This window comes from Paenibacillus aceris (assembly GCF_017874035.1).
GTDB classification, from domain to species: domain Bacteria; phylum Bacillota; class Bacilli; order Paenibacillales; family NBRC-103111; genus Paenibacillus_E; species Paenibacillus_E aceris.
On record NZ_JAGGKV010000002.1, the window covers coordinates 314,888 to 337,395 of the forward strand.

The window sequence follows — 22,508 nt, forward strand, 5'->3', positions numbered from 1 at the left end:
TTATTCCCTCCCTGTGCCAAGATAGCTCATGATGGATTCCACATCTTTATCGCCGCGGCCGGATAGACTCACGACAATAATTTGATCTTTGGACATCGTAGGAGCCAGCTTTACTGTTTGTGCAATCGCATGAGCGCTCTCCAGGGCTGGAATGATGCCCTCCGTGCGGCTAAGCAATTGAAGCGCGTCAAGGGCCTCTTGGTCAGTTATCGGATAATAAGTAGCACGTTCAATATCTTTGAGGTATGAGTGCTCGGGACCGATACCCGGGTAGTCTAAGCCTGCGGAAATGGAATGAGCCGGAAGCACTTGCCCATATTCATCCTGCAGCAAGTAGCTCAGCGAGCCTTGGAATACGCCAGGTGAACCTTTGGTCATAGTCGCAGCGTGTTCCTCCGTATGAATTCCGCGTCCAGCCGCTTCAACCCCGATGAGTTTAACCGTTTCATCCTGAACGAAAGGATAAAAAATGCCCATGGCGTTACTGCCTCCGCCAACGCAAGCGACAACGGCATCCGGCAGTCTGCCTTCCGTTTCTAAAATCTGCTCGCGCGACTCATCGCCTATGATTCGCTGAAAATCACGCACCATCATCGGGTAAGGATGCGGTCCTGTTACGGATCCCAGGATGTAATAGGTATCCTGGACGTTGCTAACCCAATAACGCAGCGTTTCGTTACATGCGTCCTTCAGCGTACGAGTTCCTGACGTGACGGGAATTACTTCAGAACCAAGCAATTTCATGCGGAAAACGTTCAATTGCTGTCTCTTCGTATCTTCTTCGCCCATAAATACTTTGCACTCAAAGCCCATTAAGGCAGCGACCGTTGCCGACGCAACACCGTGCTGTCCAGCGCCAGTCTCGGCGATAATTTTCTTTTTCCCCATCTTTTTCGCGAGAACCGCTTGTCCGATTGTGTTATTGATTTTGTGAGCGCCAGTATGATTCAGGTCTTCGCGTTTCAAGTAAATTTTGGCCCCGCCCAATTGCTCAGAAAGGCGCTCCGCATAGTAAAGGGGAGTTGGTCTGCCGGAATATTGTTTTTGCAAATAACGAACTTCGGCAATAAACTCCGGGTCATCTTTATATCGATTATAAGCTTCTTCCAGCTCAGTTAATGCATTCATCAATGTTTCTGGTACGTAACGGCCGCCGAACTTGCCGAATCTGCCGTGCTCATCAGGTACTTGCGTCACTTTCGGGTCACCCTTTCCACAAATGCGCTAATTTTCGCAATATCTTTCACGCCATCCGTCTCCACGCCGCTGGACACATCTACGCCATCGGGACGATAGGCTTCCACTAATTGATTCACATTATCAGGCTGCAGTCCGCCTGCGACAAGCAGCTTCACGCCTGCTAAACGAGCCCATTCCAGATAAACCGGTATACAGTCCCAAGCAAAAGTTTTACCGGAGCCTCCCCCATACACAGGGTCAAAAGTATCCAGCAAAATAGCGTCAACCGATCCAATATAAGGGTCTAGTTGAGCACCTACTTCCGTTAATGAAGGTACTTTATCCTCCGATTTGGAAATGGACACAGATTTAAACACCTGCACTTGGAACCGTTCACGCACCCAACTGCAAAATTCAGGGGTCTCCTGACTGTGCAATTGGACAACATCAAGCGGAGCAACAGCCAAAATATCGATTAGCTGCTCCTGAGTCGGATTCACGAATACCCCTACCGTAAGCGGTATGGTTAAGCCGCTCGCCGCTTCTGATTTCAGATAAGAAATAAGCTCATTAGCCTTGTCCGGCGTTACTTGGCGTTTACTTGGGGCAAAAACAAATCCGATATGATCGATCGGCAAATGCACGATTGATTTTAACACTTCAACGCTTTGAAGTCCACAAATTTTTACGGTTGGAAACGTGCCTGCAGCCATTCTTTTCGCCTCTTTCTACGCCATCTGATTCGTTGTTTTCACTCTTGGTCCCATCAGATCATGAACCGCTTGCTCAACAACGGGCTGACGCATGAAATGCTCGCCGATCAGTACAGCGTGGGAGCCGATTTCCTGCAAATAGGCCATATCTTGAACAGCGGAAATACCGCTCTCACTTACGATTGTTTTACCCGCTGGAATGAATTGAATCAATTCTTCCGTCGTTTTCAAATCCGTGACGAATGTCTTCAGATTCCGGTTGTTAATACCAATCAATCGGGTGTCTAATTCTAACGCTCGCTCCAGCTCTTCACGATCATGAACTTCAACTAGCGCATCCAAACCAAGGTCACTGGCAAGCGCTAGGTACTGTTTCATTTGATCAGTTGTCAAAATTGCCGCGATGAGCAGGATCGCATCCGCACCAATCAGACGAGCTTCATAGATTTGCTTCGGATCAATCGTGAAATCTTTCCGCAGCAAAGGTATTTTGACAGCTTGCCGAACAGCCTTAAGGTAGTCGTTGCTCCCTTGGAAATACTGCACATCCGTAAGAACCGAGATGCAATCTGCGCCTGCACGTTCGTAGGACTCCGCCAAACGTACCGGATCAAAATCTTCACGGATCAAACCCTTGGATGGAGATGCCTTTTTGACTTCGGCAATCAGTCCCATCGCACGGTTTTTACGTGTAGTCAATGCTTGTTCAAAGCCTAGGCAAGGAGGAAGAGCTGAAATAACCTTCTCCGCTTCCGCAATGGAAAAGCTGCTCATCGCTTCAACCTCAGCACGCTTGGTGGCAACAATTTTATCAAGAAACATGGCTTAGTTCTCCTGTGTATTGGATTAATTCATTCAATTTTTGTTCTGCACGGCCCGAATCGATCACATCAGCCGCAAATTTAACCCCTTGCTGCAGGCTTCCGACATGTCCTGTCACGTAGAAGCACGCAGCTGCATTCGCGAGCACGATATCACGGTGAGGCCCTCTTTCGCCGGCAAAAATATGACGGATAATCTCTGCGTTCAACAGCGCATCACCACCGCCAACATCCTTAATGCTATGCGCTCGTAGACCAAGATCATCAGGAGTAATAGAATAAGTGCTAATCCGATCCGCTTTTAGTTCCGTTACTTTGGTTGGCGCCGAAATGCTGAATTCATCTAGACCGTCCTCGCTGGCTACTACCAATGCACGCTTCAGCCCTAATGCCTGCAGCGCTTGCGCGAGAAGTTCTGTTTTCGTCCTGTCGAACACGCCAAGTACTTGACGATCCGCTCCTGCAGGGTTAGTAAGCGGACCCAGCAGATTGAATACCGTGCGGAAGCCCAGCTCTTTTCGCGGAGCAGCTACATGCTTCATAGATTGGTGAAAAGCTTGTGCGAACATAAAACAAATACCCGTTTTGTCCAAACATTGCGCCGCTTGTTCGCCGCTTAACGTAATATTCACACCAAGAGCTTCCAGCACATCGGCGCTGCCGCTTTTGCTGGACATTGCCCGATTGCCATGCTTCGCAACGCGAATGCCTCCTGCAGCAGCAACAATGGCCGCCGTTGTTGAAATATTGAACGTCTCAGCTCCATCGCCGCCAGTACCGCAAGTGTCCAGCAGGTCATGCTGCTGCACATTTACTTGGAGCGCTTTGTTCCGCATCGTTTCTGCAAACCCTGTAATCTCTTCCAGGGTTTCGCCTTTCATGCGAAGAGCCGTCAGAAGGCTGCCGATTTGAGAGGGCGATGCCGCCCCCTCCATGATTTCCGACATCACCCTGCGCGCTTCCTCACGCGACAGGTGGTTGCCGCTAATTACTTTGCCAAGCGCTTGCTGTATATGATTAAGTCTACTCATGACACGAATCCTCCTCTACATCTTTCCCTTAAGAGTTAACAAAATAATCCTTGTTAATATCGCTTACCGGTCTAGGTTCAGGGCTGAACATGGCTTCTGCCATCCGAATCGATTTGAGCAAAGCTGTCGCTTTGTTAACCGTCTCCTGGTACTCGTTTTCCGGAACAGAGTCCCAAACAATACCGGCGCCGGCTTGCACGTACGCTTTGCCATGCTTGAATACGATCGTGCGAATCGTGATGCATGTGTCCAAGTTCCCTGAGAATCCTAAGTAACCAATGGCTCCCGCATACGTACCGCGCGCCTCTGGCTCCAGCTCAGCAATAATCTCCATCGCACGCAGTTTCGGCGCTCCAGACACCGTCCCCGCAGGCATACAAGAAAGAAAAGCATCGAAGAAATCTTTGTCCTTCGCTATTTTACCGGATACGTTGGAAACGATATGCATAACGTGTGAATAACGTTCAACATCCATAAAGGTATCACACTTCACCGTACCGAATTCCGACACGCGACCGATATCGTTACGACCTAGATCAACTAACATTAAGTGCTCAGCGCGTTCCTTCTCATCTGCGAGCAGTTCTTTTTCAAGAGCCAAATCCTCTTCCGGCGTCTTACCGCGAGGTCTTGTGCCGGCAATCGGACGCGTTTCCACTTTCTCTTCTTCAACCCGTACAAGCAATTCCGGCGATGTGCCGACGACAACCTCATCATCCATTTTGAGCACATACATATAGGGAGATGGGTTCATCGTGCGAAGCACCCGGTACACTTGAAGCGGAGACACGGTTGTTTCCATCTCAAAACGTTGCGACAAGACTACCTGAAAAATATCACCGGCCCGAATGTATTCCTTCGCTTTGTTCACGTTAGCAATATACTTTTCCTTCGTCACATTCGAGCGAATATCTCCGAGATCCGGCTCTGATACAATCGGATTATGCGTCATTGTTTCCGTTCCGAGCGGACGCTTGATCTTCTCGATCGTCGCATCAATTTTCGCGCATGTCGCATGATACGCCTTCACGATGTCTGCATCTGTTGCAAAAGGCGGCACATGCACGTTAGCAATGACTTTGATCTGCTGTTTAAAATGATCGAATACGATAACTTGATCACAGAACATGAATTGAATATCGTTCATTTGCAAGTCATCAATTTGATGAGCAGGCAGCTTCTCATAGTATTGCAGAAGATCGTATCCAAAGAATCCGACAGCGCCACCTGTGAATCGCGGCAAATCCGCAAGCTGAGGGCTGGAGTAGGATCTTAGGTAAGCCTTCAACACATCAATCGGTTTCTCGTCAGAAACCTTAGTCTCGTTTTGTGTTTCAACGACCGTCTTTCCATGCTTCGCCGTAATCATCAGAAATGGATCGCTTCCGATGAAGGAATATCGCGCCCACTTCACTCCGCCCTCTACACTTTCTAACAGAAATGCACGCTTCTCTTGGTACAAGTGCTGAAAAACACGAATCGGGGTTTCTGTATCTGCCAATAGATGACGCACCACAGGAATGAGGTTGTTATTTTTGGACAAACGAATCACTTCTTGAATTTCAGGTGTATACATGGTAACATCCCCTCTCAGCTTGTGAGCTTTCCGTCGTTTACCGAGGTGCTCCAAACTCTATTTGAATAACAAAAAACCTCTACCGAAGTAGAGGTTGACTTTTAGTTTAATGTAGAAGATTAAGAAGAATATGACAAAAGAAATTATGATGTGTATGAGGAAACAGACGCCTCCGAATGAGTCGTGTTCATCTTCATACAATCCTCAATTATCTTTCTCATCTCAACTGGGCTCTGCTCTACTCAACTAAACTCTGCTCTACTTACCTAATCTCATCTAACTACACTATACTACCGTGCAGCTTCATTTGTCAATTTAACAATATCAGGGCGAAGTGCTTTGGCTTCCTTCAAATAAATATGGTTGATTTCCGCTTGGCTCTTCGTTGTGTTCACTTGAACCATAAGACGGATACATTTAGGCAATGAATTTTCAACAGGAACTTCCAACGAACACATCAAAGGAACCAATTCCCAACCAACCATTGTACGAATGGCCCGTGCCGGAAACGTTGCCGTAATGTCCCCAGTCACTGTAATAAATACCGAACAAATATCCTCCGGACGAAAATCATTCGCTTCTACGATGGCACGAAGCAACTCACCGGTTGCGGATAAAATTTCTTCCGCTTCATTGTGTTCAACCGTCGTCGCACCACGGATTCCCCTACAGAACATCGGCTAACTCTCCCCCTTTAGAAGCTCAACAATTTGTCTAACTTGTTCAACGGTAACATCCTTACGGATCTCGACTTTGCCAATCTCCATAGGAATGATGTAGACCATCGTGCCTTCTTTAAATTTCTTATCGTGCATCATCGCGCTCATGATGCTGTCCGTGTCCAAATGAGGCGGAATGCTGACAGGCAATCCGTACTTCAGGAACAAACCTTTGGTTACACGATGGATCTCCTCGGAGTATCCAAACTGCTGAGCAAGCTTCGCAGCGCCCACCATACCAATGGAGATCGCTTCACCATGCAGCAGTTCGCCGTACCCGGCGACAGCTTCCAAGGCATGGCCAATGGTGTGGCCAAGATTAAGAATGGCACGCAAATCGTTCTCGCGCTCATCCTGAGATACAACGATCGACTTTACTTTACAGCCTATATAAAGGGCGTAACTGAGCGCTTCCGGATCTAAAGACAGCAGCTTCTCTGCATTGTCGTCACACCACTGTGTGAAAGCGACATCCCAGATCAAGCCATGCTTGATCACTTCGGAGAGACCCGCCTTCACCTGGCGCGGCGGCAAAGTCAGAAGCAAGTCGATGTCGAAGAGAACGAGCTCGGGCTGGTGGAACGCCCCGATGATGTTCTTCGCCATCGGATGGTTAACAGCGACCTTGCCTCCGACAGAACTGTCGTGGGCAAGGATCGTTGTCGGGATCTGCACGAAGCGGATCCCGCGCATGAAGCTCGCCGCAGCGAAGCCGGCGAGATCGCCGACCACGCCTCCTCCAAGGGCGACGATCGCAGAACTGCGATCGAGACCCGCCTGGAGGGCGGCGGTTACGATTCCCTCGAGCTGCGCGAGGGATTTGGATGTTTCGCCTGCGGGAACGACGCAGGCCGTCGCGGCGAAGCCGCCTTCGCGGAGCAGCGCCATGACGCGCTCCAGGTGCAGCGGAGCCACCTCGTTGTCTGTGACAACGAGCAGTGGCGATTTGCGGCTGAGCTTCGCGCGGTCGAACAGCGCCGTGATATTGTTCAGGACACCTTGGCCAATATAAATAGGATAAGACCGTTCTCCAAGCTCTACCGTGAGCTCTCTCATATTAGTAGCTCTCCACTTGTTTCAAGAAATTGTTTAAATTCGCACGAATCTCCTCAATGGAGTCGCCGCCGAATTTATCCAAAAACGCATTCGCAACTTCCCATGCGATTACGTTCTCCATAATGACGCCCGCAGCCGGGACTGCACAAGTATCTGAACGCTCAACCTGCGCTGTGAATACTTCCTTCGTGTCAATGTCCACGCTTTGCAGCGGCTTGTACAAGGTCGAGATTGGCTTCATGACTCCGCGAACGATAATTTGCTCGCCTGTCGTCATTCCGCCTTCAAATCCGCCTGCACGATTCGTTCTGCGTCTAAAGCCGGATTCCTCTGTATATAAAATTTCATCGTGCACATTCGATCCTCTACGCTCTGCAGCTTCGAAGCCAATGCCGAATTCCACGCCTTTGAACGCTTGAATGGAGAGAACAGCTTGCGCAATTTTACCATCCAATTTGCGGTCCCATTGCACATGGCTGCCAAGTCCTACCGGCACACCTTCAATGATCACTTCAACGATACCGCCGAGGGTATCCCCATCCTCTTTGGCAGCGTCGATAGCGGCGATCATTTGGGCCTCCGCTTCTTTATCTACGACACGCACCGGTGATTCCTCGGTAATACGGATCAGGTCATCGATCGGAAGTTCTTGACGCTGTGCTTCCACATCGCCGATCCGGATTACTTGACCGGCTACTTTGATGCCGAACTCTGCCAACAGTTGGCGAGCAACCGCACCGGTCGCTACGCGCATTGTCGTTTCGCGGGCGCTGGAGCGCTCCAAAATATTACGCAGGTCTTTCTGATTATATTTAAGACCGCCATTTAAATCGGCATGTCCGGGACGAGGGCGATTCACGCGGCGTTTGCCTTCGTTATCCTCTTCTACCGGCTCGATGCCCATCACGGAAGTCCAGTGCTTCCAATCATTGTTGACTACGACAAGCGCGATCGGAGCGCCTGTTGTTTTACCATGGCGCACACCGCCGGCAATAGTCGCTGTATCTTTCTCAATTTGCATCCGACGACCACGGCCATACCCCTTCTGACGTCTATGTAATTGAAAATTCAGATCCTCAAAGTTAAGGGTTACATTACTTGGGAACCCTTCAATAATCGCAGTGAGCTGCGGTCCGTGTGTTTCGCCTGCCGTTAAATATCTCACAATCCGTTACCCCCTATAATTTGGTGAAACATTCGCCTATAAGTTCTGTCAAGTTGAAAGTGTTCCTATAGCAACTTGAATTTGTTTCAAACGCTTTAGCGCTTTGACGCGCGATTATCTTTAAGTCATTATAGTATAGGTACTCTGGTTTGGCAACAGCACAAACGCAAAAACACGCTTTGCAGATAAGGGATATTCCCTCAAGCGCAAGCGTGTTCATATCTGCTCAGGAGCAAGGTTACCCATGCATAGGCTGCTTCTGGACAACTCTTGGAAGTTCTGCCATTTGCGGGTCATTCATCAAACCCATGATTTGCGATGAATCTACTCCCAAAATTTGCGCACATTCTTGAATGGAGATCATTCCCCTGCGATAAGCGGTAATCACTTTGCGTTTGTCCATAAGAGCCCCCTAAGAGTTAGCTTCCGTTTATTTACAGTTCTCATTAACGTCACTGAGTTATGCTACATCTTAGTATTGGAAAATATGGAAGATCTTATACCCCCTTCTTGCGATAAAAGAAAGTGTCCGCCGGTTCTAGATCATATTGTCCCGGGGAGAAAATCTGCTCTGTCGAGCCCACGAACAACAACCCACCTGGTTTCAATGCCTTTGCAAATTTTTGATACAGCACATGCTTCGCCTCTTCTGTGAAATAAATAATCACATTGCGGCATACAATCAGATCAAATCCGGTATCAAACGTGTCGACAAGCAGGTTCTGCTTTTGAAATCTGACAGGCTTTTTCAACTCATCCGAAATATGATACATCATTTGTTCTTGACGAAAATATTTCTTCACATACTTCTCGGGAACATCTCGCAATGAACGATCAAGATAGACCGCTTTACGCGCCTTATCCAGAGCGCCTTCATCGATATCTGTTGCAAGTAGATGAACATCGTTTAAGGCTCCTTGCTCCGCCAAAATCATCGCTAATGTATAAGGCTCCTCGCCCGTAGAACAAGCTGCACTCCAAACCTTCAATCTGCGATTCTTTTTCAACATCTCAGGTATAAATCTCGACTCTACAAGTTCCCACCGATTCGGGTTCCGCCAAAACTCGGAAACATTGATCGTCATCCGATCCAGAAATTCATAAAAAAGCTCTTTATTTTTCATCATGGCATCAAAAAAAGAGACGAACGTTTGATAGCCACGTTTCATTCGCAAAGTTGTAAGACGTCTTTTCATTTGCGCTTCTTTATAAAGTGCAAGATCAATGGACGTATGATCTTTTACTTTTTTTATAAATAACAAAAAATCCTGGTCCTCTTCCATGCTGTCCACCCACCTTGTTTATTGTCTAATTTACATACATTCTTTCAAACTCTGCCAAATTCCTTCAAAGGGCGACAAAAAAAAGAACCTGCATCCGAGAGATGACAGGTTCTTGGGCTTTCATAGCTAGATCCACTGCTGAATGATTTTGGTATAGGCAAGGATCTCGTCCTCTTTGAAGAAATTGCCGATTTCGCGTTCAGCGCTTTCCGGTGAATCCGAGCCATGAATAAGATTAAAATTCGTATGTACGGCATAGTCGCCACGGATCGTGCCTGGTGCTGCTTCTAGAGAATTCGTTTTGCCAATCAACGTACGGGATAAAGGAATGACTTGATCTCCCTGCCACACCATCGCGAAGACAGGCCCTGACGTAATGAAATTAACGAGTCTTTCGTAAAAATCTTTGCCTTCATGCTCGGCATAATGAAACTCGGCTTGTTCTCTCGATACCATCGTCAATTTGCTGCCGATTAATTGAAAGCCTTTCTGTTCGAAGCGCTTTACAATTTCACCGATTAGGCCGCGCTGCACGCCATCTGGCTTGACCATCAAAAATGTTTTATCCATGTAACGACTTCCTCCCTAGAGTTTTCTTTAGAAAACCTACATCGTAAGCATCTGCTGAGTTTTCTTAAGAAAACTTGCTTCGTGAGCATCTACTGAGTTTTCGTTAGAAAACTTGCATCGTAAACCTGTACGCCATAAGGTTAAAGCTATGTACTTGCTATTAGTTTACACTTTTTGGCAGCTTTTCTCAAATTGCAACGACCTTTAGTACGATCGATTGCCGATGAAATACGCTACCTCGATCAGATCCTTCTTCGCTTGGCTGTCTGGCAGCTTATCCAAAGAAGCTATCGCCTTATCTATGTACTTCTGTGATAGTGCATCTGCTTTCTCAATGCCTTCACTATGACGAATAATATCCAAGAACCGACTGACATCCGTTTGTCCGTCTAATTTATGTATACGCTCTAATTCCGCCAAAATAAGCGGTTCTAGTGCTGGGTCCTGCATGGCAAACAAAACAGGAATCGTAATATTCCCTTGTTTCACGTCCGAGCCCGGCGGTTTGCCGATTTGCTTTTCGGTACCGATAAGGTCAAGAATATCGTCACGAATTTGGAACGCCATTCCAACGTTATACCCAAACCCGTACAGCTTATTGCTTATCCAGTCCGGTGCATCAGCAGCCATAGCTCCCAATTGGCACGAAATGGCGATAAGAAGCGCTGTTTTACGTCTTATTCGCAATAAGTAATCGCGAATCGATTGTTCGGAATGAAAGAAGAACCGAATTTGTTCCATCTCGCCGATGGACATTTCCACGATTGCTTTAGACATGATTTGATGGACAGCGGGTTTGTGAATTTGCGTAATGACACCTAATGCTTTAGCAAATATGTAGTCTCCTGTAAACATCGCAATGCGATTATCCCATTTGGATCGCACCGTAAGTTGCCCGCGCCTTGTGTTCGCGTCATCAATGACATCATCATGTACTAGCGATGCCATATGAATGAGTTCGAGTGGAACTGCCACACGTTTCATCGTTTCCAGCTGGTACTGTCCAAACTCGCCAGAGAGCAGTACAAAGACCGGACGAATTCGCTTCCCACCAGCTTTCAGTAAATGGTTAGACGTTTCTCTCAGCATAGCGTGATCTGTATATACGCTTTCTTCGAGCGCTTTTTCAATAGCCGCTATATCTTTTTTCTTTCTTGAATAAATATCGATTAAGTTTTTCATTCTGTCACCCGTGCCACTTTATTCTCTGACCATAAAGCGATACTTACTGGCTTCGGCAGGAAACCAAGCTCATAACAATACTTGTAATAGGTAGCAAGTCCTTCCCACTGTTCCGTTCCAAAATCATAACATAACGTATGAAAATAATGATGCCAATAGGAAGCCGTACCGCCAACGGAAGCTTGCGCCTTGCTTATCATTTCTTCCGGATTACGGTGGGCTTTCGCTTTACTTGCCATGAACGCCTCAAACACATCAGCCACAAGTTCCGGATATAGCGCTGCTGTCTCTTTGCGTATAGCCCAAACAGCGAATGAAATCCATTGTCCTGTCCATTTCGCCCATTCTTGCCCAAGATCTGTAATCATATACGTTTTATTGCGCCAGCTCTCTTTGATTGCGTCATCGCCAATGAGCAATGCTCCGTCAGCCTGAGCCATCATGCGCTCGACATTCGGCTCCGCGTATTCATAAGTTGGCTTTCCGCCATAAAATTTTTCTAGAATTATCTTGAGTAAATTCACAGAAGTAGCTGATGTTGTAGGCAGCATAATATGTCCATTCGCGATCTCGCGAAGCGGCTTTTCATGGAACAGTAAAATCGAATTGACTTCGCCATAAGCGCTCACTGAAAGATCCGGATACAACAAATAATTCTCGAAGGACTCCCCGTAGGCAAAGGAAGAGATTGGCCCCATATCAATGCTTCCGGCAGCCATAGCTTTATTCAATGAAGTCGGAACTTGTTCAATGATGTTCACTTCCGAAGTGTTCATAAGTTCCGGAAAATAATAATAGATCGGCCAAACGTTCGTATAGTTGATTCGGCCAATCCGAATTTTAGGGTCAGCGCTCTTCATGGTTATCCCCCCATCTTCGGTACAAGGAATGCTCAATGTCCATGCTGTCCAGCACTTTGCCTACCAAAAAATCGACCATCTCCTCTAGGGAGCGCGGACGATTATAAAAGGCTGGCATGGCCGGAAGCATGCGGACGCCCATTCTAGATAAGGTTAGCATGTTTTCTAAATGTATGGCATGTAATGGCGTTTCCCTTGGAACCAGAATTATTTTTCTTCCTTCTTTCAGCATGACATCTGCTGTACGCTCTAACAAATTATCGGATGATCCGTGAGCAATGCCCGATAAAGTTCCCATTGAGCAAGGGATGACAACCATCCCCTTCGTGCGAAACGAGCCACTAGCTACGGTTGCACCTATATCAGCAATCGGATGATACTCAAATGTGCCGGCACGGCCGCCAAAATGCTCCTGGAGCATGTCTTTGCGCTTGCCGGCATTCCAATCCAATTCATCGTGAAGGACTCTCCAGCCAGCCTCAGTAACGATTAGATGTACATCTAATCCCTGATCCAGCATAACCTGACACAGCCGAACGCCATAAACAGCTCCGCTAGCCCCGGTAATTCCTATCACCCAATTGCCGCCGCTCATAGGTACTCCCTCACAAGCACATCAATCAATGTAAAAGCAAACATCACAAGGCTGAGGACACCGTTCATCGTAAAAAAGGCGGTATTCAGCTTGGATAAATCCTGCGGTGAGACAAGTCTGTGTTCCTTGTACAGAATAAAGTATGCAATAACGAGACCTACCAAATAAAACCAGCTCAAATGTGTAATGAAGAATAAAGTAACTAGTCCTACAGCAGTAAGTACATGCAAGATGCGAGCTGTATTCAGTGCTGCCTTAATGCCAAAGCGGCTTGGCAAGGAATGAAGCCCTTCATTGCGATCAAATTCAGCATCCTGGCAAGCATAGATGAGATCAAATCCTGCACTCCAGCACACTACCGTCAAATAAAATACGATTGAAGCCCAAGTAAATTGACCTGTTACGGCAATCCACCCGCCTAGTGGAGCTAATCCTAATGTCAAGCCTAGAAAAAAGTGACATGTCCAAGTGAACCTTTTGGTATAAGAGTAAAAGACAAGAAAAAACACTGCGATCGGCAGTAGTTTCATTGACAAAGCACTTAAATTTGAGGTTGCCCAGAAAAGTAATGCAAATGAAATAATAATATAAATAATGACTTGCGGGATTGAAATTAAGCCCGCCGGTATAGCACGATTTTCCGTTCGCGGATTTTTCTTGTCGATCGCTTTATCAATCACACGATTTAATGCCATCGCCGCGGTTCTTGCCCCGACCATCGCAAGCGTAATCCAGCCAATCTGAGCCCAGCCCGGCAAATGTCCATTCAATACCACGGATCCCAGAATCGCCCCCATGAATGCAAAAGGCAGTGCAAAAACACTGTGTTCAAACTTAATCATTTCTAGAAAAATTTTTAATTTAGTAAACATATGCGCATTACTCTCCTGATTTCGTTTTCCCCTTGGTGCCAATATGCAAGGCTGCAACTCCGCCTGTTAGCGGGTAAGCCTGTACACTATCTAATCCTAGGTTCGTAAATATTGCCGCAAGTTGTTTGTGATCGGGAAAAGTGATTAATGATTCCGGAAGCCATTTATACTGCTCATACTTCTGGACAATCATTTTCCCCAAGAAAGGCAGGACGCGTTGGAAATAAAAATAATAGATCGACTTGAACGGCTGCCACGTCGGCTTGGACAACTCTAGAGACACAACTAGCCCTCCTGGCTTAACGACACGCTGCATTTCACGAATGACCTGCTCCAAATCGGGAACATTACGAAGGGCAAATCCGATCGTTGCGTAATCAAACGTGTTGTCGTCAAACGGAAGACTCATCGCGTTGCCTTGAATTAACTCAATCTGCTTGTCCAGGTGAAGCTGCTTAATTTTCTCAGCGCCATAATCCAGCATGTTCTGGCTGAAATCCAGCCCGACCATCTTTCCCGTGCCGCTTGCCCTGGCTAACGAAATCGTCCAGTCACACGTCCCGCAGCATAAATCGATGGCTGTTTCCCCTGGCTTAACATTCATCTTCTTCATTGTGAATTTGCGCCACGCTTTATGCCTGTTGAAGCTTAAGATATTGTTCATTAAATCATACTTTGGCGCAATGCTTTCGAAGACGGAGTGCACGAATTCTTCTTTGGACTTTTGGGTTTTGGCTTGTGATTTGGTTTTTGTCATATTCATCTGTCAGGTCACCTCAAATTTCTTCCAGCACTTTGGGCTGCTTGGCTAAAAATCGCAGGAATGGCTCTCCTATGTGAAAGAGTTCACTAATTAGTTTGTCCGATTCAAGCTGTTGCACGCTGGATTGTAACATCTTCGTTTGAGAATCCAGCATCTGATACAGTTGCGAAGTGATATGATATTTATGCTGCAAGGTGCGAACTTTGGCTTGATCCGATTCCTCCGCTTGAAGCTGCTTTCGTTCATCCTTCGTGCCATGCTGCAGAATGTGCCAGAATCCCCAACTCCCCTTGAAATTGGCCCCGGATTCCATGCGAAAAATTTCTTCAAAAATGACCTCACACTTCGCGTAGCTCCTCAAAATCTCCGGCCATGCTTGGTCATATACCTCAGACATAAATTCCGAGAATGACAAAAAAAGCTGAGATTTTATTTCCACCGTTTGGTGAATGTAATCTTCTGCCGATAATTTCAATTGCTTCATTTTCATGTACGTGTTCATCTTTAATCGGTTTACTTCACAAATCGCATTCGACAGTTGCTTAATCATGTCAATTTGACCGGCCCCGGCAAGGAGATGATAGAAACGGGAACTGAAATAATCCCCAGCAAGAACCTTTAACTGTCTGGATCTTGCCGCCTTTTTCTCTTTGATGTCATTCGAAACCGTAACCATGTCATGAGTGTCGAGTGCAAGCTGCACGAGCGAAGTTGCTAGCGTATACAACTCACTGGATGTGCTTAATTTACTATTTCCGTTCAAGAAAGCAAACAACAGACGCGTGCGCAGCTCCGGGAAATCGGGCAAGTCTGTGTGAATTTGGATCATATCATACTCCGTGTACTGCTTGGCGATCTCTGGGATCCGATAAGAATTCATGCAAAAGCCTCCGTAACCATGTGCCAAATCTCTTTTATGTCACTTCTTAAGTTTCAATTCAAATCATTATATCATAACAAGTTGACAGAAGCACATTTAATTATAAAGGATATCTTTGCTGCCATTTGGAGGTGTACGTAATACGAAACCGGTTCTGCAATTCCTGCTCGAGCTGAATAAGGCTGAGTTCGTTTGCGCTCTTCTCCATATCCTTCCCAGATTCACGTTCGGCAACCATCGCAAGCACTAGCTGCGTTGAAGTATTTTCCGTCGTGTTGGAATAATCAATGACTCGAACCCATACTTGATTCACATTTTTTGTTTTCATCAGCATGGTCTGGGCAAGCGTGTACAGATCCCGGTAAACGGCGGCTGAATCGGCATTTTTGGGCAAGCTCAAATCAAGCGACATGCGGGTATTGCTCAGCTCGACCTTGCGGATCCGCATTTGTAACGGAACTTGAACGAGTAAATCCGGCAAATTATTGTCCGTGACCTGCCCGACGCGGTTGGATGGCCAACGATAAGGCGAGTTTACCCCCATCGAACTATCCATTTTAGGCAATAAAGATAAACAAATAACAATGACAATAGATATCGCTAACGTCATGACGATCCGCATCGACCATTTCATATTGGATTGCACCTCCAAGCTATTCGGCAAGAGCAAAACAGGCTGCGCAAAACTACTTCTATTACAAGCTCTATACAACCATTGTACAAAGAAAAAAAGCAGGCTATGCCTGCTTTATCAATAATAAATTATTCTTCTGTATCCACGGTGCCATACTTCGTAATAATAAGCGCCTTGCCTCTCACTTTAACAGCGGAGGTGTGCTCTGTAAATTGGGCGATCATAACCTCGCCTTTGTCCAATTTTTCCGTATGATGAAAGCGCGTGTCTTGACCGCGTGTTAATCCAATCACATGAACACCATTGTCTTTCGCTTTAATAACGAAATATTCATTGCCGTTCGAATTCGTTTGATTCTTATTCGTATCTTCCATTCCCATCCTCCGTTCTTGCTTCACTTCATTTCCTTACCTAATGATGCCAAAAAAAGCATCCAGAAGTCAACTAACCTAGATTGAAACTTCTTTGGAGGTTGTGTGCAGCCCTTTTTGATAAAATCTCTTGAACTTGGCAGGCAGCACACGACTTGACCCTAAATGAATAAGAAAATCCGATAGCTTGACGGTTCCGTAAGCAAACAGCATGCCGGCGAATACATCGATTAACCAGTGAATCTGCAGGTACAACGTTGAGAAAATGATGGAAGCGCAGTATGTGACCATCATCGTTTTGAAAATTCGGTCCTTTTCTCTTAACGCCAGCAGTAGCATGGCAAAAGAGATCGATGTATGCATACTCGGAAAGCAGTTCATCACTGCGACTAGCAAAGAGTTTTGATCGGCAAAAACACGGTGCAATAAATCCGGCTGTTTATTTACGTACCAAACCTCGTGCAGCAAAATAAGGTTATAAAACGGCAGGATCAGCGGAAATTGCAGCATATGCCCAGATAGAGCGTACGAAAGCATTTTTTTGATACTGCGTGTCCAAAAGCTTCTCACGATGCAAATCCATAAGGACAGAACGAAGCCGTAATTATATATCCAAACCATGGCTCTATCCAAGAACGGAGAAGCGATCCATCTTGCCCATCCGCCTGTATTCAGCGGAATCGCATTCATATAATCATCCCAGTGCCAGGGATGGCGGTTGTTTTCAAACATCCAATTGGCGATTTTCCACCAAAAGCCGTTTCCGGTTCCATAGAAGTAATAAAATACGCCGAGCAGTGGAATACCGAAAATAAAAAACCGCTTCCAATCCACGTCAATCTGATCCTTGCGGACACCCAGCAAACATACTAACAGCAAAATCCAACACTCTTTACTCCAGTTCCCAACTACACCTATTCGCCAAACTAAGTAAATCGAAGCAATAATACCGAACATCGTCCAATCTTGAGACTTTACTAGCTCGTTCAGTTTCAACTTATTCAAGACTGTTCCCCCTAAATCATCTAAGAAGTGCATTTTGCTTGGAACAAGCCTCTTCAAGAGAAAAAGACATCGGACCTTCGATGTCTTTTTCATAATCGGAGTAACACGATTCGAACGTGCGACCTCACCCACCCCAAGGGTGCGCGCTACCAGGCTGCGCCATACCCCGTCTGTAGCCTAGGCTTACTTATTCACTTCGTAATTATAGTAGGAGATTTTCGAATTGTAAAGGCATTTTCTGCTATTCATAAATAAAGCCGCGACAGCAAAATGCGGTCACGGCTTTGTTGATATATAACGTTCAATAGTATGTAATACGCGATTATTGAATGCCATCTTTAAGTGCTTTACCAGGTTTGAAAGCTGGAATTTTGCTTGCTGGAATTTCGATTTCATCACCAGTCTGTGGATTACGTCCTTTACGAGCAGAACGTTCACGAACTTCAAAGTTACCGAATCCAACTAATTGTACTTTATCTCCGCCCTGCAGCGCTTCGGAAATTGCTTCAAAAACAGCATCAACTGCCTTCGTTGCATCTTTTTTGGAAAGCTCAGAGGTTTCAGCAACCTTGTTAATCAATTCAGATTTATTCATGCCATTCACCTCCCCCCAAGATTTCTTACTTCCGTTACTTCCTGTTTTCACCGTTTCCTCAGAAAATATACATGATTCCATGAAAAAACGTTGATTTTCTTAGTAAAAATGAACTTCGAAAGCAGACGAATAAACTCATAGTAATATACTACGACATCAATTTCAAGTATCGTTTTCCATTTTATGTGGGTATTTTTGCTATAAAACGACAAAAAACACTCTTTCGAGTGATTTTTTGTCTGCTTTTTTACAAGATTATGGCAATTAACCCGCCGGAACCTTCATTAATAATACGGCCAAGTGTCTCCTGCAGCTTGTAACGCGCGTTGTCCGGCATTTGGGCAAGCTTGCCTTGAATGCCTTCCCTCACAATGGAATGCAGCGATCTGCCAAAAATATCAGACTCCCAAATTTTGAGCGGGTTGTCTTCGAAATCCTGCATCAAATAGCGGACAAGCTCTTCACTTTGCTTCTCGGTTCCAATGATTGGGGAGAATTCAGATTCGACATCCACCCGAATCATATGAATAGATGGTGCTGTTGCCCGTAAACGGACACCGAATCTGGAGCCTTGACGGATTAACTCAGGCTCATCGAGAGCCATCTCGGCAAGTGTCGGCGGTGCAATGCCATATCCCGTCGTTTTAACCATCTCAAGAGCTTCTGCGAATTGATCGTACTCTCGTTTCGCATGCGTGAAGTCTTGCATCAGCTGCAAGAGATGGTCCTTGCCGCGAATCTCCACGCCGACCACTTCCACCAAGATGCGATCATAGAGCTCATCCGGCGCAAAAAGGTCAATCTCGGCAACGCCCTGCCCCATACTGAGTCCGGCGAGTGCCGCCCTATCGATAAATTCATATTCGGCAAACTGGCTGACGACACGATCCACGTCGCGCAAGCGTCTGATATCTTGAACCGTATCGCGTACGGAATTTTCGAATTGAGTACGCAGCCAGTGATTCTCATCCAGCACCATTACCCAGCTTGGCAAATTCACATTCACCTCATGAACTGGGAACTCGTAGAGCACTTCGCGCAGGACAGAAACCATCTCTTCTTCGCCTGCACTTGCCACACTCATTGTCACAACAGGCACGTCATACCGGCTTTGCAGCTCACTGCGCAGTTCAAGCGCCGGCTCACTATTCGGCTTCTGTGAGTTAATGATGACAATGAAAGGTTTACCCACTTCTTTCAGTTCATTAATCACTCTTTCTTCTGCCAGCACGTAAGATGACCGCGGGATATCCGAAATCGTACCATCGGTCGTCACCACGACACCTAGCGTAGAATGCTCCTGAATGACCTTACGTGTTCCGATTTCAGCCGCTTCCTGGAATGGAATCGGTTCATCGAACCAAGGCGTATTAATCATCCGCGGACCGTTCTCGTCTTCATAGCCTTTGGCGCCATCAACCGCATAACCTACACAATCAACAAGGCGCACATTCACATTCAGCCCTTCGGCCACGGAAATTTGAACCGCCGTATTCGGCACGAACTTTGGCTCCGTTGTCATAATCGTGCGGCCAGCAGCGCTCTGCGGGAGTTCATCGGTAGCCCGGATCCTATCCGCTTCGCTTTGAATGTTCGGAAGCACTACAGATTCCACAAAACGCTTAATAAAGGTTGATTTTCCTGTACGGACTGCTCCAACAACCCCCAGGTAAATGTCCCCTCCCGTTCGTTCTGCAATGTCCTTAAAGATATCCACTTTCTCCAAGAGAATCCCTCCTACAGTTTGGTCGTCAACTGACTTTGAGACGGTAACAATTGACTACTCGTACATTCATTTGGACTAGTAAGAAATATATGTACTTTCGATAGAAATATGATAGATGTGCCATATCTTTTTTTTGCAGCTCATATTTTATGAAGCACATATATGGTTTTCCTCACCACATTGAAAAAATATATGATTGCACGGACGGCAATATTCTGAAAAACAAAAAAACCTCCTACAGAAACAGTAAGAGGTTTGCACGATTTAAGGCGAGACTTGAGGAAGTGGCTGATTATTCTGCCAATGATAGACAAAACTGCGTATAGGTACGAAAAACGATTTGTTCACGAGTATCTCTCGCAAATCCTGGTCCGGTTTTAACGAGCTAGCCAAACCCTGGTCCTGGATGAACTTCATAATATCCATCGCATAGTCAATAGCAACCTCACCTGTTTGTTTATTCACCAAATAGGTTACGAGGTTTTGGCGATTGTACACCGACTTGATTTCAGGAGCTTTCATCCCCAGTTTATTGAAATCTACATATTCAAAAGCTTCATTGATAGCAATTCCGCCAGGCAAATTCCCATCATGGCTTGCTTTGTAGTCATTTATCTTCTTCTGGACATCCTCAACGCTTTGATACGCCGATAAATCCATCAATTTCACGGTTGGCTTCGTTTCCGCATCCACAAGAACATAGATGAAGATGCCTCCGCTTTCAAAAGCGTTAGCCGGCACGGTAGTTAAATAGTTTGCTTTTTTCAATTTTGCAAAATCAATGACATATTTCTCATAGAGCGGCGTTGTCATCTCACTATTTTTTATCGGCAGAACACCGGTTTTCTCGTGAAAAAGATCAACAGCTTGCTGTACAACGGTTATAAACTCCGCTGGATTAATTTGATTTTCTTTACGCAGTTCCTTAGGATAAGCACATCCGCTTAAAAGCAAAACCAAACTAATGACAATCCCGATCCATCTGCCTTGTATGAGGCTTTGAGCTACATTCACGCATCCATCATCCTATCTTTGTTCTCTAAAATAAATCATCCTCGCCATCCGTTTGTCTCGCTAATTGAGCGCGTATGGCCGCCTTTAATGGATCCTCCGGTATCGTAACCTGTACAGAACCTATCACACGAGCCTGACAAGCCAGGCGGTAGCCCTCATCAGCTTGAGAACCAAGTTTCAAACGCTCATTCACATTCATAGGGGCAAGTCCTTTGCTGCTAGGATCATTTACCTTCACTTTGCACATCAGACAAGCAGCCTTGGCTCCGCAGCGCGTACGAATGTGTACTTTCGCCTTACGGCCGGCATCCAACAAGGTTGTACCCGATCTAACGCTTATTTTTTTGTCATCCGGCCAAAAATGCACTTCCGGTCCATTCAATCAGGATCACCTACTTATCTGCCGTCTTCTCGATCGTTAGGGGGAATCTATTAACTGCTGAAACTTTCTTTGAAACGCTAGTCCCCAACTATTTCTTTGCAACAAAACATGTAAGGTCTGCATGTGCAGCTCCGGGGAAGCCAGCATCGTCCTGTAAATAGCTTTATATCGATCAGGCCGATCACGCAATATGTTAAAGAGAAGTTCATGAGCTAAAGGCATGACCTTCACTTCTTGATTGCCTATTACAGCCAAACGACTGTGATGTTCCCATAAAAAGGAAACTTCCACTTGATAAGTGGAATCCAGCGCATCGACTTTGAAGTCTCCAACTACTTCAACCGCATCTCCATGAATCTGATAATGGCTTAAGATAGAAGAGTATATCGCGGTTTGACTAAATACGGGTGTATCCACCGAATAATCTTGAAGAGTAGTATGTATCGCGTTCACGTCGTTCACGTCTACATAAATATCAAGATCTCTCGGACTTCTTCCGATATCTACGTTTTGCGTAAGCAGTCCACAGCTGCCACCGATGAGCCATCGTACGCTTGGGGCTTGCATTAATTGTGTATGAATGGTCGTAATCGTTGGTACTAACGGTTCCAGCAGGACCAAGTTGCCCACACCTTTCAGGCAGAATTTTTAAAAATATGGCTTATGCGTAACGGAGATCGTGCCGGATTGCTTGACTATACACTGACAAGCCAACCGGTATCCCTGTTCAATTTCCTCATGTTCCAGACGGCTTTCCTCTTCGTCGGAAGGAAGAGAAAGCAGCTCGCGGCCAGCAGCTACATAGCAGCGGCATCTGGCACATGTTCCGCGTGTGCATGAGAATCCCCATTCCACGTCATTTTTGAGCGCATGGTCCAATAGACTTAAGCCTGTTAACGGCTCCATCGTTTTCTGGGTTTTACGCGTTTTTAATTCCAACATCGATAACTCGCCTCCAAGTTAAAACAATGATAGCAGCATATAGAGCAAAATCGGTATAAATAGGAAAAAGGCTACTGTCGAAAGAACAACACGAATCCAACCTTGTGTACGCGTTCTTGCGTACGAAATCAGCAATGAAGCGACAACCATAAGACCAATTGCCACAAAAGACGCCCACATTTTGTCCATACTTGACATATTTTTTACTCCTTATGTATATATCTTTGAAATTGATCACCAGTAAGTATAGCATATGACGAGAAAAAAAGCATAAAGGGCAGCAAGCTCCCCTTCATGCTTTTTACTTTTTGCCCATCATCATGTTCATAAGCTGCTGCATGTTATTGCTATCCAACTTGGAGCTTTTAACAGCCTGAATGATATCATTGATTGTCTCTTCGGATACTTTAACGTTTACAAGGCCGGAAACTTGTTTGATCAGCTGACGGAGCTGAGTCTCGCTCTGCAGTGTAGAAGGTTTCACACCGCTAGCTAATCTTTCAATATCTTTAGGTGAAACGGATTTCCCCGTCTTTTTCTTCACCACATTCAATACGTCCTTGGACATATCTTT

Annotated in this window: 28 protein-coding genes and 1 tRNA gene; all 29 read right to left on the reverse strand. The window is 45.9% G+C overall.

All coding sequences use genetic code 11. The features are described 5' to 3' along the window. Positions 1-1,197 (reverse strand): tryptophan synthase subunit beta, encoded by a 1,197-nt coding sequence (gene trpB, locus J2Z65_RS05625; protein ID WP_167053811.1) that lies wholly within the window; start codon positions 1,195-1,197, stop codon positions 1-3. Beyond that, positions 1,194-1,892 (reverse strand): phosphoribosylanthranilate isomerase, encoded by a 699-nt coding sequence (locus J2Z65_RS05630; protein ID WP_167053808.1) that lies wholly within the window; start codon positions 1,890-1,892, stop codon positions 1,194-1,196. The genes trpB and J2Z65_RS05630 overlap by 4 nt, the downstream gene beginning before the upstream one ends. Positions 1,893-1,907: 15 nt before the next feature. After that, positions 1,908-2,714, reverse strand: a complete 807-nt coding sequence (gene trpC / locus J2Z65_RS05635; RefSeq protein WP_167053806.1) for an indole-3-glycerol phosphate synthase TrpC — start codon at positions 2,712-2,714, stop codon at positions 1,908-1,910. Then, positions 2,704-3,744 carry an anthranilate phosphoribosyltransferase gene (trpD, locus tag J2Z65_RS05640; RefSeq protein ID WP_167053804.1) on the reverse strand — a complete coding sequence of 347 codons (1,041 nt, stop codon included), beginning with the start codon at positions 3,742-3,744 and terminating at the stop codon, positions 2,704-2,706. The genes trpC and trpD overlap by 11 nt, the downstream gene beginning before the upstream one ends. Before the next feature lie 28 nt (positions 3,745-3,772). Beyond that, the gene (gene trpE / locus J2Z65_RS05645; protein ID WP_167053802.1) at positions 3,773-5,320 is read right to left on the reverse strand and encodes an anthranilate synthase component I; all 1,548 of its coding nucleotides are present in this window, start codon (positions 5,318-5,320) and stop codon (positions 3,773-3,775) included. A gap of 290 nt (positions 5,321-5,610) precedes the next feature. Further along, positions 5,611-5,997 carry a chorismate mutase gene (gene aroH / locus J2Z65_RS05650; RefSeq protein ID WP_167053800.1) on the reverse strand — a complete coding sequence of 129 codons (387 nt, stop codon included), beginning with the start codon at positions 5,995-5,997 and terminating at the stop codon, positions 5,611-5,613. A 3-nt stretch (positions 5,998-6,000) separates the two neighbouring features. Further along, entirely contained in the window at positions 6,001-7,095 is a 1,095-nt protein-coding gene (gene aroB, locus J2Z65_RS05655) for a 3-dehydroquinate synthase (protein WP_167053798.1), read from the reverse strand. Position 7,096: 1 nt separating this feature from the next. Beyond that, positions 7,097-8,260 carry a chorismate synthase gene (gene aroC, locus J2Z65_RS05660; RefSeq protein WP_167053796.1) on the reverse strand — a complete coding sequence of 388 codons (1,164 nt, stop codon included), beginning with the start codon at positions 8,258-8,260 and terminating at the stop codon, positions 7,097-7,099. 238 nt (positions 8,261-8,498) lie between these two features. Beyond that, entirely contained in the window at positions 8,499-8,663 is a 165-nt protein-coding gene (locus J2Z65_RS05665; RefSeq protein WP_167053794.1) for a hypothetical protein, read from the reverse strand. Between the two features lie 94 nt (positions 8,664-8,757). Then, entirely contained in the window at positions 8,758-9,543 is a 786-nt protein-coding gene (locus tag J2Z65_RS05670; RefSeq protein WP_167053791.1) for a CheR family methyltransferase, read from the reverse strand. A 126-nt stretch (positions 9,544-9,669) separates the two neighbouring features. Continuing rightward, entirely contained in the window at positions 9,670-10,113 is a 444-nt protein-coding gene (gene ndk / locus J2Z65_RS05675; protein WP_167053789.1) for a nucleoside-diphosphate kinase, read from the reverse strand. Between the two features lie 204 nt (positions 10,114-10,317). Next, a complete protein-coding gene (locus J2Z65_RS05680) occupies positions 10,318-11,295 on the reverse strand; it encodes a polyprenyl synthetase family protein (RefSeq protein ID WP_167053787.1) in 978 nt (325 codons plus the stop codon). Further along, positions 11,292-12,155: a menaquinone biosynthesis protein gene (locus tag J2Z65_RS05685; RefSeq protein WP_167053785.1), complete on the reverse strand. Its 864-nt coding sequence runs from the start codon at positions 12,153-12,155 to the stop codon at positions 11,292-11,294. Before J2Z65_RS05685 ends, J2Z65_RS05680 begins: the two co-directional genes overlap by 4 nt. Beyond that, on the reverse strand, positions 12,142-12,750 hold the full coding sequence (locus tag J2Z65_RS05690) for a UbiX family flavin prenyltransferase (protein ID WP_167053783.1): 609 nt from the start codon (positions 12,748-12,750) through the stop codon (positions 12,142-12,144). The genes J2Z65_RS05685 and J2Z65_RS05690 overlap by 14 nt, the downstream gene beginning before the upstream one ends. Further along, positions 12,747-13,622, reverse strand: a complete 876-nt coding sequence (locus tag J2Z65_RS05695) for a UbiA-like polyprenyltransferase (RefSeq protein ID WP_167053781.1) — start codon at positions 13,620-13,622, stop codon at positions 12,747-12,749. Before J2Z65_RS05695 ends, J2Z65_RS05690 begins: the two co-directional genes overlap by 4 nt. A gap of 7 nt (positions 13,623-13,629) precedes the next feature. Continuing rightward, positions 13,630-14,379, reverse strand: a complete 750-nt coding sequence (locus J2Z65_RS05700; protein WP_167054423.1) for a demethylmenaquinone methyltransferase — start codon at positions 14,377-14,379, stop codon at positions 13,630-13,632. Between the two features lie 19 nt (positions 14,380-14,398). After that, complete coding sequence (locus J2Z65_RS05705; protein WP_167053779.1) at positions 14,399-15,265, reverse strand: heptaprenyl diphosphate synthase component 1; 867 nt, start codon at positions 15,263-15,265, stop codon at positions 14,399-14,401. A gap of 100 nt (positions 15,266-15,365) precedes the next feature. Continuing rightward, positions 15,366-15,899: a hypothetical protein gene (locus J2Z65_RS05710; RefSeq protein WP_167053777.1), complete on the reverse strand. Its 534-nt coding sequence runs from the start codon at positions 15,897-15,899 to the stop codon at positions 15,366-15,368. A gap of 128 nt (positions 15,900-16,027) precedes the next feature. Next, entirely contained in the window at positions 16,028-16,273 is a 246-nt protein-coding gene (gene mtrB / locus J2Z65_RS05715; RefSeq protein ID WP_167053775.1) for a trp RNA-binding attenuation protein MtrB, read from the reverse strand. Positions 16,274-16,348: 75 nt separating this feature from the next. Then, complete coding sequence (locus J2Z65_RS05720; RefSeq protein WP_240159515.1) at positions 16,349-17,275, reverse strand: phosphatase PAP2 family protein; 927 nt, start codon at positions 17,273-17,275, stop codon at positions 16,349-16,351. 95 nt (positions 17,276-17,370) lie between these two features. After that, positions 17,371-17,444 (reverse strand) — tRNA-Pro (locus J2Z65_RS05725). A gap of 153 nt (positions 17,445-17,597) precedes the next feature. Further along, positions 17,598-17,870: an HU family DNA-binding protein gene (locus J2Z65_RS05730; protein WP_145655310.1), complete on the reverse strand. Its 273-nt coding sequence runs from the start codon at positions 17,868-17,870 to the stop codon at positions 17,598-17,600. Positions 17,871-18,117: 247 nt separating this feature from the next. After that, complete coding sequence (gene spoIVA / locus J2Z65_RS05735; protein ID WP_145655311.1) at positions 18,118-19,596, reverse strand: stage IV sporulation protein A; 1,479 nt, start codon at positions 19,594-19,596, stop codon at positions 18,118-18,120. Between the two features lie 264 nt (positions 19,597-19,860). Further along, entirely contained in the window at positions 19,861-20,610 is a 750-nt protein-coding gene (locus J2Z65_RS05740; protein ID WP_167053773.1) for a DUF3939 domain-containing protein, read from the reverse strand. A gap of 25 nt (positions 20,611-20,635) precedes the next feature. Further along, positions 20,636-20,992, reverse strand: coding sequence for a 2Fe-2S iron-sulfur cluster-binding protein (locus tag J2Z65_RS05745; protein WP_167053771.1), 357 nt, complete (start codon positions 20,990-20,992; stop codon positions 20,636-20,638). Positions 20,993-21,028: 36 nt separating this feature from the next. After that, a complete protein-coding gene (locus J2Z65_RS05750) occupies positions 21,029-21,613 on the reverse strand; it encodes a nucleotidyltransferase family protein (protein ID WP_167053768.1) in 585 nt (194 codons plus the stop codon). A 27-nt stretch (positions 21,614-21,640) separates the two neighbouring features. Further along, entirely contained in the window at positions 21,641-21,934 is a 294-nt protein-coding gene (locus J2Z65_RS05755) for a 2Fe-2S iron-sulfur cluster-binding protein (RefSeq protein WP_167053766.1), read from the reverse strand. An 18-nt stretch (positions 21,935-21,952) separates the two neighbouring features. Further along, entirely contained in the window at positions 21,953-22,132 is a 180-nt protein-coding gene (locus J2Z65_RS05760) for a DUF2768 family protein (protein WP_167053764.1), read from the reverse strand. Between the two features lie 103 nt (positions 22,133-22,235). Next, positions 22,236-22,502 carry a stage VI sporulation protein F gene (locus tag J2Z65_RS05765; RefSeq protein WP_167054419.1) on the reverse strand — a complete coding sequence of 89 codons (267 nt, stop codon included), beginning with the start codon at positions 22,500-22,502 and terminating at the stop codon, positions 22,236-22,238. Positions 22,503-22,508 lie beyond the last annotated feature (6 nt).